This is a genomic window from Campylobacter sp. CNRCH_2007_0968H (genome assembly GCF_025773245.1).
GTDB lineage: Bacteria > Campylobacterota > Campylobacteria > Campylobacterales > Campylobacteraceae > Campylobacter_D > Campylobacter_D lari_D.
The window spans coordinates 19,060-33,510 of sequence record NZ_JAKMTQ010000014.1 but is presented as its reverse complement, the minus strand read 5'-3'; the positions used below and the strand labels follow the sequence as shown (position 1 = coordinate 33,510).

Annotated in this window: 11 protein-coding genes and 5 tRNA genes; 15 read left to right on the top strand and 1 reads right to left on the bottom strand. The window is 32.6% G+C overall.

All coding sequences use genetic code 11. The features are described from left to right. On the bottom strand, positions 1 to 552 hold a 552-nt coding region (gene yaaA / locus L8Y18_RS07520; protein ID WP_133319936.1), incomplete at its 3' end, for a peroxide stress protein YaaA. Positions 553 to 643: 91 nt separating this feature from the next. Here yaaA and L8Y18_RS07515 point away from each other — a divergent pair. The 15 genes from L8Y18_RS07515 to rpoC all read left to right on the top strand — a co-directional run bounded on the left by L8Y18_RS07515 (position 644) and on the right by rpoC (position 14,437). Next, a tRNA-Thr gene (locus L8Y18_RS07515) sits at positions 644 to 719 on the top strand. 46 nt (positions 720 to 765) lie between these two features. Then, a tRNA-Tyr gene (locus L8Y18_RS07510) sits at positions 766 to 851 on the top strand. Between the two features lie 7 nt (positions 852 to 858). Beyond that, positions 859 to 935, top strand: a tRNA-Gly gene (locus L8Y18_RS07505). Positions 936 to 1,039: 104 nt separating this feature from the next. After that, positions 1,040 to 1,114 (top strand) — tRNA-Thr (locus L8Y18_RS07500). Positions 1,115 to 1,179: 65 nt separating this feature from the next. Then, entirely contained in the window at positions 1,180 to 2,379 is a 1,200-nt protein-coding gene (gene tuf, locus L8Y18_RS07495; RefSeq protein ID WP_263676585.1) for an elongation factor Tu, read from the top strand. Positions 2,380 to 2,420: 41 nt separating this feature from the next. Beyond that, a complete protein-coding gene (gene rpmG, locus L8Y18_RS07490; protein WP_039617743.1) occupies positions 2,421 to 2,579 on the top strand; it encodes a 50S ribosomal protein L33 in 159 nt (52 codons plus the stop codon). Positions 2,580 to 2,600: 21 nt separating this feature from the next. After that, positions 2,601 to 2,676 (top strand) — tRNA-Trp (locus L8Y18_RS07485). Between the two features lie 16 nt (positions 2,677 to 2,692). Further along, positions 2,693 to 2,875: a preprotein translocase subunit SecE gene (gene secE, locus L8Y18_RS07480; RefSeq protein ID WP_263676584.1), complete on the top strand. Its 183-nt coding sequence runs from the start codon at positions 2,693 to 2,695 to the stop codon at positions 2,873 to 2,875. 1 nt (position 2,876) lies between these two features. Beyond that, entirely contained in the window at positions 2,877 to 3,410 is a 534-nt protein-coding gene (nusG, locus tag L8Y18_RS07475; protein WP_087684660.1) for a transcription termination/antitermination protein NusG, read from the top strand. A 27-nt stretch (positions 3,411 to 3,437) separates the two neighbouring features. Continuing rightward, positions 3,438 to 3,863 carry a 50S ribosomal protein L11 gene (rplK, locus tag L8Y18_RS07470; protein WP_012661181.1) on the top strand — a complete coding sequence of 142 codons (426 nt, stop codon included), beginning with the start codon at positions 3,438 to 3,440 and terminating at the stop codon, positions 3,861 to 3,863. Between the two features lie 64 nt (positions 3,864 to 3,927). Then, the gene (rplA, locus tag L8Y18_RS07465; RefSeq protein WP_039617747.1) at positions 3,928 to 4,629 is read left to right on the top strand and encodes a 50S ribosomal protein L1; all 702 of its coding nucleotides are present in this window, start codon (positions 3,928 to 3,930) and stop codon (positions 4,627 to 4,629) included. Positions 4,630 to 4,784: 155 nt separating this feature from the next. After that, positions 4,785 to 5,264 (top strand): 50S ribosomal protein L10, encoded by a 480-nt coding sequence (gene rplJ, locus L8Y18_RS07460; RefSeq protein WP_133319935.1) that lies wholly within the window; start codon positions 4,785 to 4,787, stop codon positions 5,262 to 5,264. 20 nt (positions 5,265 to 5,284) lie between these two features. Further along, positions 5,285 to 5,662: a 50S ribosomal protein L7/L12 gene (gene rplL, locus L8Y18_RS07455; RefSeq protein ID WP_012661184.1), complete on the top strand. Its 378-nt coding sequence runs from the start codon at positions 5,285 to 5,287 to the stop codon at positions 5,660 to 5,662. Between the two features lie 95 nt (positions 5,663 to 5,757). Next, the gene (gene rpoB, locus L8Y18_RS07450; protein ID WP_220566613.1) at positions 5,758 to 9,891 is read left to right on the top strand and encodes a DNA-directed RNA polymerase subunit beta; all 4,134 of its coding nucleotides are present in this window, start codon (positions 5,758 to 5,760) and stop codon (positions 9,889 to 9,891) included. After that, positions 9,884 to 14,437 carry a DNA-directed RNA polymerase subunit beta' gene (gene rpoC / locus L8Y18_RS07445; RefSeq protein WP_263676583.1) on the top strand — a complete coding sequence of 1,518 codons (4,554 nt, stop codon included), beginning with the start codon at positions 9,884 to 9,886 and terminating at the stop codon, positions 14,435 to 14,437. The genes rpoB and rpoC overlap by 8 nt, the downstream gene beginning before the upstream one ends. Positions 14,438 to 14,451: the final 14 nt, after the last annotated feature.

Sequence of the window (14,451 nt, the reverse complement as noted above, 5' to 3'; positions counted from 1 at the left end):
GGTAAAAGTTAAAAAAGGCTTTTTAATAGTATAAAATTTTTCATAAAATTTAGCTCTAAGATCAATGACTAATTCATTTTCTAAAAATTTATCGAGTTCATCAGAGAAACTATCTTTGTAATATTTTTCTATATTAAATTCTTTAATTTTCTCTCCTTGTTTTAATTTATAATAAGGTATTAAATCTTTTGCTAAAATAGGACCGAAAAGATTAGAAAATATCAAAACATTCTCATCTATGTATTTTCTTGAATTCTCGCTTAAATTTTCATAGTCTAAATGATCAAAAGCAACTCCATTATATCTTTGAATAGCTTTGTTTGTTTCTTTTGTTAAAATATCATGAGTTAATTCTTCTATTTCACTTGCATCTTTTATACCAAAAAATTTTTCAAGTTCAACTTCATTGCATTGTTTTATATGATTTTTATATTTTGTAAGTACTTCAAGTCTTTTACTATATAAATTACTAAAAACAAAAGAGTTTTTATTTATATAACCTTGCGTATTTATTTTATTTTTGCTTTCGCTAGGTGAAAATAAAATTTTCATAATCAATCCTTTATTTTTTAAAAATTATATAAAATTATTTAAAACACTTGACATTAATTCAAAATTACATTATAATTCAACTTTATTTTTTGCTGGTTTAGCTCAGTTGGTAGAGCAGCTGCCTTGTAAGCAGCAGGTCGGGGGTTCAAGTCCCTTAACCAGCTCCATTGTTGATAGCAGTGTTTGACCAGAAATAAAAAGCATTTTTATCATGGTGAGTTACTCAAGTGGCCAACGAGGGCAGACTGTAAATCTGCTGGCTTTCGCCTTCCGTGGTTCGAATCCACGACTCACCACCATTGCTTTGCGGGAGTAGCTCAGTTGGCTAGAGCATCAGCCTTCCAAGCTGAGGGTCGCGGGTTCGAGTCCCGTTTCCCGCTCCAACCTAATTTTGGTAGAGTGAAACTGGGAGCTGTTTTTAAATTCAGAATTTCTAGCAGTTTCAATTTCCAAAATTTTATAATTTATGTTTTTAATTTTTCTGAGCGCTCGTATGGCTCAGAGGTAGAGCACTCCCTTGGTAAGGGAGAGGTCGCGGGTTCAAGTCCCGCTATGAGCTCCATTGATTTCAAAAGATTATAAAACATAAATTAGTATTTGTTTGTAAATTTTATATGGAGGAAAAAGATGGCTAAAGAAAAATTTTCACGTAATAAGCCTCACGTAAATATTGGTACTATTGGTCACGTTGACCACGGTAAAACTACTTTAACAGCTGCTATCTCTGCTGTTCTTTCAAGAAGAGGTTTGGCTGAGCTTAAAGATTATGATAATATCGACAATGCTCCTGAAGAAAAAGAGCGTGGTATTACTATTGCAACTTCTCATATTGAGTATGAAACAGAAAATCGTCACTATGCTCACGTAGACTGCCCAGGTCACGCTGACTATGTTAAAAATATGATTACTGGTGCTGCTCAAATGGACGGTGCTATTCTTGTTGTTTCTGCTGCAGATGGTCCAATGCCACAAACTAGAGAGCACATCTTACTTTCTCGCCAAGTAGGTGTACCATATATCGTTGTTTTCATGAATAAAGCTGATATGGTTGATGATGCTGAATTATTAGAATTAGTTGAAATGGAAATTAGAGAACTATTAAGTTCTTATGACTTCCCAGGAGATGATACTCCAATTATTTCAGGTTCTGCTTTACAAGCTCTTGAAGAAGCAAAAGCCGGACAAGATGGTGAATGGTCTAAAAAAATCCTAGATCTTATGGTAGCAGTTGATGAGTATATTCCAACTCCAGCTCGTGATACAGATAAAGATTTCTTAATGCCAATCGAAGACGTATTCTCAATTTCAGGTCGTGGTACAGTTGTTACTGGTAGAATTGAAAAAGGTGTTGTTAAAGTTGGTGATACTATTGAAATCGTTGGTATTAGAGAAACACAAAGCACTACAGTAACTGGTGTTGAAATGTTTAGAAAAGAAATGGATCAAGGTGAAGCAGGTGATAACGTAGGTGTTCTTCTACGTGGTACTAAAAAAGAAGATGTTCTTCGTGGTATGGTTCTTGCTAAGCCAAAATCAATTACTCCACATACTGACTTTGAAGCAGAAGTTTATATTTTAAATAAAGATGAAGGTGGTCGTCATACTCCATTCTTTAATAACTATAGACCACAGTTCTATGTAAGAACAACGGATGTTACTGGTTCTATCCAACTTGCAGAAGGCGTTGAAATGGTTATGCCAGGTGAAAATGTTAGAATTACTGTAAGTCTTATTGCACCAGTTGCACTTGAAGAAGGTACTCGTTTTGCTATCCGTGAAGGTGGCCGTACTGTTGGTTCAGGTGTTGTATCTAAAATTATTAAATAATCATAAGCGAGATTTTATCTCGCTTTTTTTAAGGAATAAAAATGAGAATTAAAGTTGGCTTGAAATGTGAAGAGTGCGGTGATATTAATTACAGTACTTTTAAAAATAGTAAAAATACAACTGAAAAATTAGAATTAAAAAAATATTGCCCAAGATTAAAAAAACATACAGTTCATAAAGAAGTTAAATTAAAAAGTTAAGGCTTTTATATAAAAGCCCTTAGGGCAATAGCTCCAACGGTAGAGCGCCGGATTCCAAATCCGATGGTTGGGGGTTCGAATCCCTCTTGCCCTGCCACAAAATAAGGTTAAATATGGAAAAACTAATAACTTATTTTAAATTGTCAAAAGCTGAATTATCAAAAGTTATTTGGCCTTTGAAAGAGCAAGTTAGAAATGCTTATATTACTGTTTTTGTAGTTGTTACTATTGTTTCATTATTTTTAGCATTGGTTGACTTGATTATGTCATTTTCATTATCTAAGATTATAGGATAAAATAATGAATCATAAATGGTATGCAATTCAAACTTATGCAGGTAGTGAAATGGCTGTAAAAAGAGCCATAGAAAATTTAGTTAGAGATCATGGAATTCAAGAGCAATTGCTAGAAGTAATTGTTCCAACTGAAGATGTGATTGAATTTAAAAATGGTAAAGAAAAAATAAGCGAAAGAAGTTTGTATTCAGGCTATGTATTTGCCAATATTGACTTATCAACAGAACTTTGGCATAAAATTCAATCTTTGCCAAAAGTTGGTCGTTTTATAGGGGAAAGTAAAAAACCAACCCCATTGAGTGAAAAAGATATCAATCTTATTTTAGAAAAGGTGAAAAATAAAGCAGCACCTAAACCTAAAATTTCATTTGATAAAGAAGAAAGTGTAAGAATAACCGAAGGTCCTTTTGCAAACTTTGTTGGTATTGTAGAAGAATATGATATGGTTAGAGGGGTTTTAAAGCTAAATGTTTCAATATTTGGCAGATCAACTCCAGTAGAGATCTTATACTCTCAAGTTGAAAAAATAGTTTGATAATATAGCAAGTAAAGGAGTAAGGTTATGGCTAAAAAAGTCGTAGGAGAAATAAAATTACAAATAGCTGCTACTAAGGCTAATCCATCACCTCCAGTTGGTCCTGCTTTGGGTCAACAAGGTGTTAATATTATGGAATTTTGTAAGGCATTTAATGAAAGAACAAAAGATATGGCTGGCTTTAATATTCCAGTTGTTATTACTGTTTATGCAGATAAAAGCTTTACATTTATCACAAAACAACCACCAGCTACTGATTTAATCAAAAAAGCTGCAGGTATTTCTAAAGGTGCGGATAATCCTTTAAAAAATAAAGTAGGTAAATTAACTAAAGCACAAGTTTTAGAAATTGTTGATAAAAAAATAGCTGATATGAACACAAAAGATAGAGAGCAAGCTGCTAAGATTATTATGGGTTCTGCTCGTTCTATGGGTGTTGAAATCGTAGATTAATACTCTTTACCGCCAAGAGTTTAAAAAGGCGGTAGCACTTTATATAAAATGCGGAGAAAAATTAATGTCAAAAAATACTAAAAGATTTACAGAATTATTAAAAAAAATAGATTCAAATAAAAATTACTTAATGGATGAAGCAATAAGCACAGTTAAAACTCTTGCATCTGCTAAATTTGATGAAACAGTTGAAATTGCTTTAAAATTAAATGTTGATCCAAGACATGCAGATCAGATGGTAAGGGGTAGTGTAGTTTTACCTTGTGGTACAGGTAAAAAAGTGCGTGTTGCTGTTATAGCAAAAGATGCAAAAGCTGATGAGGCAAAAAATGCAGGTGCTGATATAGTTGGTAGTGATGATTTAGTAGAAGAAATTCAAAAAGGAAATATGAATTTTGATGTTTTAATTGCTACTCCAAATTTGATGGGTTTAGTTGGTAAAGTAGGTCGTATTTTAGGACCTAAAGGTTTAATGCCAAATCCTAAGACAGGTACTGTGACAATGGATGTTGCACAAGCTGTGAATAATGCTAAAAATGGTCAAGTTAACTTCCGTGTTGATAAGCAAGGAAATATCCATGCAGGTTTAGGTAAAGTTAGCTTTACTCAAGAACAATTAAAAGAAAATATGACAGCATTTGTAAAAGCTATTAATAAACACAAGCCAGCTGCTGCAAAAGGAAGATATATTAAAAATGCTAGTCTTTCTTTAACTATGAGTCCTTCTCTTTCTCTTGATACTCAAGAATTACTTGATACAAAATAAAATTAATGAGAGTTTTACTCTCATTAATAAAAATTAGATAAGATAATAACTTTTATTTTATCTAATTTTTATCTTAGATTGGAGATAGCCGAGGTCCTAGGACTTAATTAGATTTTTCTGCTCTGCTTGAAATCACCGGTCGGAAAGGAGTAAAGATGACTAAAAGCCAAAAAGTTGAACTTGTTTCTAAACTTGAAGAAGGTTTTAAAGTTAGTGAGGCTGTTGTAGTTTGTAACTATAAGGGTTTAAATACTAAAAAACTTGAAGAGTTAAGAAATAATGCGAGAGAAATGGATGTTAAAGTTCAAATTATTAAAAATACTTTAGCAAGTATTGCTCTTAAAAATGCCGGCAAAGATGGAATGGAACTTAAAGATACTAATATTTATCTTTGGGGTGAAGACCAATTAAATGTTTCAAAAGTTGCTGATAAATTTAGCGAAGCTAATCAAGCATTTGAGATCAAAACTGCATTTATCGAAGGCGAAGTTGCTTCTGTAGATAAAGTTAAAGCTTTAGCTAAAATGCCTTCTCGTAATGAATTACTTGCTATGCTTTTGCAAGTTTGGAATGCACCAATCACCAATTTTACAATTGGATTAAATGCATTAAAAGAAAAAAAAGAAGCTGAATAAAATTATAAAAAGGATAAAAAATGGCAATTACTAAAGAAGATGTATTAGAATTTATTTCTAACCTAAGTGTTCTTGAGCTTTCAGAATTAGTAAAAGAATTTGAAGAAAAATTTGGTGTTTCTGCTGCTCCAGTTATGGTTGCGGGTGCTGCTGTTGCGGGTGCTGCTGGCGGTGCTGCTGAAGAAAAAACTGAATTTGATATTGTATTACAAGATGGTGGCGATAAAAAAATTAATGTAATTAAAGTTGTTCGTGCTTTAACTGGTCTTGGATTAAAAGAAGCAAAAGATGCAGTTGAGCAAACTCCATCAGTTCTTAAAGAAGGTGTTAGTAAAGCTGAAGCTGAAGAAGCTAAAAAACAACTTGAAGAAGCTGGCGCTAAGGTTGAACTTAAATAATTTTTTATTTTTAAAAGAAAGGATTTTATATCCTTTCTTGTTTTCCTTTAATAAGGATTCTTTCTTTCAATACTTTTACCATGGGGTATAATAATATGTTAAATTCACAATCAGGAAATCGTTTAAGAATAGACTTCTCGAATGTTCCACAACAAATAGACATTCCAAATTTATTACAATTACAAAAAAAGAGTTTTGATTATTTTTTAAATTTAGATGCAAAAAATTCAGAAAGTGGAATTGAAAAAGTTTTCAAATCTATCTTTCCAATCCATGATCCGCAAAATAGATTAAGTTTAGAATATGTAAGTAGTGAAGTAGGTAAACCTAAATATACCATTAGAGAGTGCATGGAAAGAGGTTTAACTTATTCTGTAAATTTGAAAATGAAAATCCGTTTAACTTTACATGAAAAAGATGAAAAAACGGGTGAAAAAATCGGTATAAAAGATATCAAAGAACAAGAAATTTATATTAGAGAAATTCCTTTAATGACAGATAGAATTTCTTTTATAATTAATGGGGTTGAAAGAGTTGTTGTAAATCAACTTCATAGAAGTCCAGGTGTTATTTTTAAAGAAGAAGAAAGTTCTACTGTTGCAAATAAATTAGTATATACAGCTCAAATTATACCAGATCGTGGTTCTTGGCTTTATTTTGAATATGATGCAAAAGATGTGCTTTATGTGCGTATTAATAAAAGAAGGAAAGTGCCTATTACTATTTTATTTAGAGCACTTGGTTATAAAAAGCAAGATATTATAAAATTATTTTACCCTATACAAACTATTCATGTTAAAAAAGATAAATTTTTAACTGAATTTAATCCAAATGACTTTTTAGATAGAGTCGAATATGACTTAAAAGATGAAAAAGGCAATGTTGTACACCAAGCCGGTAAAAGAATGACAAAGAAAAAAGCTGAGCAACTTATAAAAGACGGTGTTAAATGGGTTGAATATCCAATTGAAATTTTAACAAATAGATATTTAGCTAACCCTATTATTAATAAAGAAACCGGTGAGGTTTTGTTTGATTCTTTAACGCTATTAGATGAGGGAAAATTAGCTAAAATTAAAGAAGAAAAACAATTTGATATTGCAAATGACTTAGCAAATGGAGTTGATGCTGCTATTATTAATTCTTTCATTCAAGATAATGAGACTTTAAAATTATTAAAACAAACTGAAAATATAGAAGATGAAAATGATTTAGCAGCTATTAGAATTTATAAAGTAATGAGACCAGGCGAGCCTGTAGTAAAAGATGCTGCAAAAGCTTTTGTAAATGATTTATTTTTTAATCCTGAAAGATATGATCTAACAAAAGTTGGTCGTATGAAAATGAATCATAAACTAGGATTAGATACACCTGAATATGTTACAGTTTTAACAAATGAAGATATAGTAAAAACTGCAAAATATTTAATTAAAGTAAAAAATGGTAGGGGCCATATTGATGATAGAGATCATTTAGGTAATCGTCGTATTAGATCGATTGGAGAGCTTTTAGCTAATGAACTTCATGTGGGTCTTGCTAAAATGCAAAAATCAATTAGAGATAAATTCACCGCATTAAATGCAGATATTGATAAAGTAATGCCTTATGACTTAATCAATCCTAAAACAATTACTGTGACAATTATGGAATTTTTTACCGGTGGTCAATTGTCTCAATTTATGGATCAAACAAATCCATTAAGCGAGGTAACTCATAAGCGTCGTTTATCTGCGCTTGGCGAGGGTGGTTTAGTAAAAGAAAGAGCGGGTTTTGAAGTGCGTGATGTCCATGCAACGCATTATGGAAGAATTTGCCCTGTTGAAACTCCAGAAGGTCAAAATATCGGTTTGATTAATACGCTTTCAACTTATGCTAAAGTAAATGATCTAGGTTTTGTTGAAGCACCTTATAAGAAAGTAGAAAATGGAAAAGTAAGCAATGAAATTGTTTATTTAACCGCTACTCAAGAAGAAGGTTTAGTGATCGCAGCTGCTTCAACTAAAATTGATGAAAAAGGTAATATTGTTGAAGAATTTGTTGAAGCAAGACAAGATGGTGAAACAATCTTAGCAAGAAGAGAAGAAGTGCATTTGATTGATCTTTGTTCAGGTATGATAGTAGGGGTCGCAGCTTCTTTGATTCCATTTTTGGAGCATGATGATGCAAACAGAGCCCTGATGGGTTCAAACATGCAGCGTCAAGCAGTGCCTTTACTAACCGCACAAGCACCTATAGTAGGTACTGGTATGGAAAAAATCATTGCACGTGATGCTTGGGAAGCTATTAAAGCTAAAAGAGCAGGTATTGTAGAAAAAGTTGATAATAAAAATATTTTTATTTTGGGCGAAGATGAAAATGGACCATTTATTGATCATTATAAAATGGAAAAAAATCTAAGAACTAACCAAAATACAACTTTTATTCAACACCCGATTGTGAAAAAAGGCGAATTTATTCAAGCAGGTCAAATTATTGCAGATGGTCCAAGTATGGACCAAGGAGAGCTTGCTATTGGTAAAAATGCTTTGATCGCATTTATGCCATGGCATGGATATAATTACGAAGATGCTATTGTAATTAGTGAGAAAATTTTACGCGAAGATACTTTCACTAGTGTTCATATTTATGAAAAAGAAGTAGAGGCTAGAGAACTTAAAGATGGCGTTGAAGAGATTACAAAAGATATTCCAAATGTTAAAGAGGAAGATTTAGCACATCTTGATGAGAGCGGTATTGCAAAAATAGGAACTCATATAAAGCCTGGTATGATTTTGGTAGGTAAAGTTTCACCTAAAGGTGAGGTAAAACCTACGCCTGAAGAAAGATTACTAAGAGCTATTTTTGGTGAAAAGGCAGGACATGTTGTAAATAAATCTTTATATGCAACTGCTTCATTGGAAGGTGTTGTTGTAGATGTAAAAATATTTACTAAAAAAGGTTATGAAAAAGATGCTCGTGCTGTAAAAGCCTATGATGATGAAAAATTAAATCTTGAAAAAGAACATCACGATAGACTTTTGATGATGGACAGAGAAGAAACTTTAAGAGTATGTTCTTTGCTTTCTAAATCACCTTTAAATTCAGACGAAGAAATAAATGGTGTTAAATATAAAAAAGGTTCCAAGGTAGAAATTACCGAGTTGGAAAAAATTAATCGTTTTGCATTAAATTCTTTAGTTAAAGCTTATTCTAAAGAAGTGCAAAAAGAATATGATGATTTAAAAAATCACTTCCAAAACGAGAAGAAAAAGCTTAAAACAGAGCATGATGAAAAATTAGAAATTTTAGAAAAAGATGATATTTTACCAAGTGGAGTGGTAAAACTTGTTAAAGTATATATTGCGACTAAGAGAAAATTAAAAGTTGGGGATAAAATGGCGGGACGCCATGGAAATAAAGGTATTGTATCTAATATCGTTCCAGAAGTTGATATGCCTTATTTACCTGATGGAAGACCTATTGATATAGCTTTAAATCCTCTAGGGGTTCCAAGTCGTATGAATATAGGACAAATTCTTGAAAGTCACTTAGGGATTGTTGGTATGAGACTAGGTGATCAAATTCAAGAAATTTTTGATAGAAAACAAAAAGATTTTGTAAAAGAATTACGCGAAAAAATTCTTGAAATTTGTAGTGTATCTAGACTTGAGCTAGAAAAGAAATTTGTACAAACTTTAAATGATGAGCAACTTATTTCTTATGCTAGAGATTGGGCTAAAGGGGTAAAATTTGCTACTCCTGTATTTGAAGGTGTAACGGTTGAAGAATTTGGTAAGCTTTTTGAAATGGCTAAAATAGCTATGGATGGAAAAAGCGAACTTTATGATGGAAGAACTGGTGAAAAAATGGCAGAGCGTGTGCATGTTGGATGTATGTATATGCTTAAATTACACCATTTAGTAGATGAAAAAGTTCACGCAAGAAGCACTGGACCTTATAGCTTAGTAACACAACAACCAGTTGGTGGTAAAGCATTATTTGGTGGGCAAAGATTTGGTGAGATGGAAGTTTGGGCTCTTGAAGCTTATGGAGCAGCTCATACTTTAAGAGAAATGCTTACTATTAAATCTGATGATGTTGAGGGTAGATTTAGTGCTTATAAAGCTTTAACAAAAGGCGAGAATGTTCCAGCAACAGGTATTCCAGAGACATTCTTTGTACTTACAAATGAATTAAAATCTCTTGCTTTAGATGTTGAGATTTTTGATAAGGATGAGAATAATGAGTAAATTTAAACCTATCGAAATAAAAGAAGATGGCAGACCTAGAGACTTTGAAGCTTTTCAATTAAGACTTGCAAGTCCCGAAAAAATCAAATCATGGTCTTATGGGGAAGTAAAAAAACCAGAAACGATTAATTATAGAACTTTAAAGCCTGAAAGAGATGGGCTTTTTTGTGCTAAAATTTTTGGACCAGTAAGAGATTATGAGTGTCTTTGTGGTAAGTATAAAAAAATGCGTTTTAAGGGCATTAAGTGTGAAAAATGTGGTGTTGAAGTTACTAGTTCTAAAGTGCGTCGTTCAAGAATGGGGCATATTGAGCTAGTTACCCCAGTAGCACATATATGGTATGTGAACTCTTTACCAAGTCGTATCGGTACTTTACTCGGCGTAAAGATGAAAGACTTAGAACGCGTATTATATTATGAAGCATATATAGTAGAAAATCCAGGTGATGCATACTATGATAATGAAAATACTAAAAAAGTTGAATTTTGTGATGTGTTAAATGAAGAGCAGTATTTAAATTTAATGCAACGCTATGAAAGTAGTGGATTTAAAGCTAGAATGGGTGGTGAAGTTGTTAGAGATTTACTAGCAAATTTAGATCTTGTCGAGCTTTTAAATAAATTAAAAGAAGATATTGCAGCAACTAATTCAGAAGCAAAGAAAAAAACTATCATCAAACGCTTAAAAGTGGTAGAAAATTTCTTAAATAGTAATTTAAATAGCAATACAAATATTGATGAAGTAGTACCAAATCGTCCTGAGTGGATGATGATCACAAATTTACCTGTATTACCACCTGATTTAAGACCTTTGGTAGCTTTAGATGGTGGAAAATTTGCAGTTTCTGATGTGAATGATTTATATAGAAGGGTTATCAATAGAAATACGCGTTTAAAAAGACTTATGGAGCTTGATGCACCTGAAATTATCATTAGAAACGAAAAAAGAATGCTACAAGAAGCAGTTGATGCTTTGTTTGATAATGGCAGAAGAGCAAATGCAGTTAAAGGTGCAAATAAGCGCCCATTGAAATCTTTAAGTGAAATTATCAAAGGTAAACAAGGTCGTTTTAGACAAAATCTACTTGGTAAAAGGGTGGATTTCTCAGGTCGTAGTGTTATTGTTGTTGGACCAAAACTTAGAATGGATCAATGCGGTTTACCTAAAAAAATGGCTTTAGAATTATTTAAACCACATTTGTTAGCTAAGCTTGAAGAAAAAGGTTATGCAACTACCGTAAAACAAGCTAAAAAAATGATAGAAAACAAAACTAATGAGGTTTGGGAGTGCTTAGAAGAGGTTGTTAAAGGTCATCCTGTAATGCTTAACCGTGCTCCAACCTTACATAAACTTTCCATCCAAGCTTTCCATCCTGTGCTTGTAGAGGGTAAAGCAATTCAACTTCATCCATTAGTGTGTGCGGCATTTAATGCTGACTTTGACGGGGACCAAATGGCTGTGCATGTGCCTTTATCTCAAGAGGCAATAGCTGAGTGTAAAGTATTAATGCTCTCATCTATGAATATCTTGCTTCCAGCAAGTGGTCGTTCTGTAACTGTACCTTCTCAAGATATGGTTTTGGGGATTTATTATTTATCTTTAGAAAAAGATGGTGCTAAAGGTGAGCATAAAATTTGCACAGGTATTGAAGAGGTTATGATTGCTCTAGAAGCAAAATCTTTAGATATTCATGCAAGCATTAGAAGTGTGGTTGATGGAAGAAAAATCACAACAACCGCGGGTAGATTGATTATTAAGTCTATCTTACCTGATTTTGTTCCTGAAAATATGTGGAATAAAGTCATGAAGAAAAAAGATATTGCAGCTTTGGTTGATTATGTTTATAAAGAGGGTGGCCTTGAAGTAAGTGCTAGCTTTTTAGATAAACTAAAAGATCTTGGTTTTGAATATGCAACAAAAGCAGGTATTTCTATTTCAATTGCTGATATTATTGTGCCTGATCAAAAGCAAAAAAGCATAGAAGAAGCTAAAAAACAAGTAAGAGAAATTCAAAATTCATATAATTTAGGTTTGATTACTTCGGGTGAAAGATATAATAAGATTATTGATATTTGGAAAAGCACTAATAATATCTTGTCAAAAGACATGATGGAGTTAATTAAAAAAGATAAAGAAGGATTTAACTCTATTTATATGATGGCAGATTCTGGTGCTAGAGGTTCAGCAGCTCAAATTTCACAGCTTGCTGCGATGAGAGGTCTTATGGCAAAACCTGATGGCTCAATCATTGAAACACCGATTATTTCAAATTTCCGTGAAGGACTTAATGTTCTTGAATATTTTATTTCAACTCATGGTGCTAGAAAAGGTCTCGCAGATACAGCATTAAAAACAGCAAATGCAGGTTATTTAACAAGAAAGCTTATCGATGTGGCACAAAATGTAAAAGTTACAATGGATGATTGTGGTGCACATGAGGGTGTTGAAATTAATGAAATCACAGCAGATGGTGTTGTGATTGAAACCTTAGAGGAAAGAATTTTAGGAAGAGTTTTAGCTGAAAATATTATTGATTCTATTACTAATGAAATTTTATTTTCAGAAGGTACTTTAATAGATGAAGAAAAAGCTAGAGTAATTGTTGAAAGTGGTGTAAAGAGTGTAAGTATTAGAACTCCTATTACTTGTAAAGCTAAAAAAGGAGTTTGTTCTAAATGCTATGGTATTAACCTAGGTGAGGGCAAATTAGTTAAGCCAGGTGAAGCTGTAGGTATTATATCTGCTCAATCAATCGGTGAACCAGGAACTCAGCTTACACTAAGAACTTTCCATAGTGGTGGTACTGCTAGTACAGATTTGCAAGATCGTCAAGTAGTAGCACACAAAGAAGGTTTTGTAAGATTTTATAATCTTAACACTTATGAAGATAGACAAGGTAAAACTATAGTGGCTAATCACCGCAATGCTGCTATTTTACTTGTTGAGCCAAAAATCAAAGCTCCATTTAAAGGAACTATCCATATTGAACATGCGTATGAAGATGTGGTGGTTAGTGTTAAAGCAAAAAACAATGAAGCTAAATTTATATTAAGAAAATATGATTTAGCAAAAGCTAATGAGCTTGCTGGTGTAAGTGGTAATATCGAAGGTAAGTTATATATTCCATATAGCGATGGTGTTGAAGTAGCTGAAAATGAAAGTATTGTTGAAGTAATCAAAGAAGGTTGGAATATACCAAATCGTATTCCTTATGCAAGTGAATTGCTAGTAAAAGATGGTGATCCTATCACTCAAGATATTATAGCAGGTGCAAAAGGCACATTAAAATTTTACATGCTCAAAGGCGATGGTTTAGATAGGATTAAAAATCTTAAAAAAGGTGATATAGTTAAAGAAAAAGGTGTTTTTGTTGTTATTGCTGATGAAAATGATAGAGAAGCAAAAAGACATTATATACCAAGAGAATCCGTGATTGAATTTGATGATAGTGCTTTTGTGAATAATCCTAAAGCTATCATAGCAAAATCAAGCAAAGAAGACAAAACTATCATTGCTGAATGGGATGCATATAATAACACCGTAATTGCAGAGGTTGCAGGTACTATAAATTTTGAAGATATTGAATCAGGCTATAGTGCTGATGAACAAATTGATGAAGCAACAGGTAAAAGATCGCTTGTTATTAATGAGTATTTACCAAGTGGAGTGCGTCCAGCGTTGTTAATTATAGGTGAAAATGATAAGGTAGTGCGTTATCAATTAGAGCCAAAAACTGTTATTTATGTAAATGATGGTGATAAGGTGAAGCAAGCTGATATTTTAGCTAAAACACCAAAGGCAGCAGCTAAATCAAAAGATATTACCGGGGGTCTTCCAAGAGTATCTGAATTGTTTGAAGCAAGAAAGCCGAAAAACACTGCTGTTGTAGCTGAAATTGATGGAGTTGTTAGATTTGATAAGCCTTTAAGATCAAAAGAAAGAATCATTATTCAAGCAGAAGATGGAAGTAGTGCAGAGTATTTGATAGATAAATCAAAACGTATTCAAGTAAGAGATGGTGAGTTTATCCATGCGGGTGAAAAATTAACCGATGGAGTTATTTCAAGCCATGATGTACTTAGAATTTTAGGTGAAAAAGCATTACATTATTATCTTATTTCTGAAATTCAGCAAGTTTATCGCGGTCAAGGTGTTGTGATTTCTGATAAGCATATTGAAATCATCGTATCACAAATGCTAAGACAAGTTAAAATTGTAGATAGTGGTCATACTAACTTCATCGTGGGTGATTTAGTTTCAAGAAGAAAATTCAGAGAAGAAAATGAAAGAATTTTAAGATATGGTGGTGAGCCTGCTGTGGCTGAACCTGTGTTACTTGGGGTAACAAGAGCGGCTATTGGAAGTGATAGCGTGATTTCAGCTGCTTCTTTCCAAGAAACAACGAAAGTTTTAACAGAAGCAAGTATTGCAGGTAAATTTGATTATCTTGAAGATCTGAAAGAAAATGTAATCTTAGGTCGTATGATTCCTGTTGGAACAGGATTATATCAAGAGCAAAAACTTAAATTAAAAGAAAAAGAATAAAAATCCCTAGCTAG

Bases quoted from the DNA above. Each gene is read 5' to 3' on its own strand.
- rpoC (WP_263676583.1), top strand. From the start codon at position 9,884: ATGAGTAAATTTAAACCTATCGAAATAAAAGAAGATGGCAGACCTAGA.
- rpmG (WP_039617743.1), top strand. From the start codon at position 2,421: ATGAGAATTAAAGTTGGCTTGAAATGTGAAGAGTGCGGTGATATTAAT.
- rplA (WP_039617747.1), top strand. From the start codon at position 3,928: ATGTCAAAAAATACTAAAAGATTTACAGAATTATTAAAAAAAATAGAT.
- rplL (WP_012661184.1), top strand. From the start codon at position 5,285: ATGGCAATTACTAAAGAAGATGTATTAGAATTTATTTCTAACCTAAGT.
- rplJ (WP_133319935.1), top strand. From the start codon at position 4,785: ATGACTAAAAGCCAAAAAGTTGAACTTGTTTCTAAACTTGAAGAAGGT.
- secE (WP_263676584.1), top strand. From the start codon at position 2,693: ATGGAAAAACTAATAACTTATTTTAAATTGTCAAAAGCTGAATTATCA.
- tuf (WP_263676585.1), top strand. From the start codon at position 1,180: ATGGCTAAAGAAAAATTTTCACGTAATAAGCCTCACGTAAATATTGGT.
- rpoB (WP_220566613.1), top strand. From the start codon at position 5,758: ATGTTAAATTCACAATCAGGAAATCGTTTAAGAATAGACTTCTCGAAT.
- rplK (WP_012661181.1), top strand. From the start codon at position 3,438: ATGGCTAAAAAAGTCGTAGGAGAAATAAAATTACAAATAGCTGCTACT.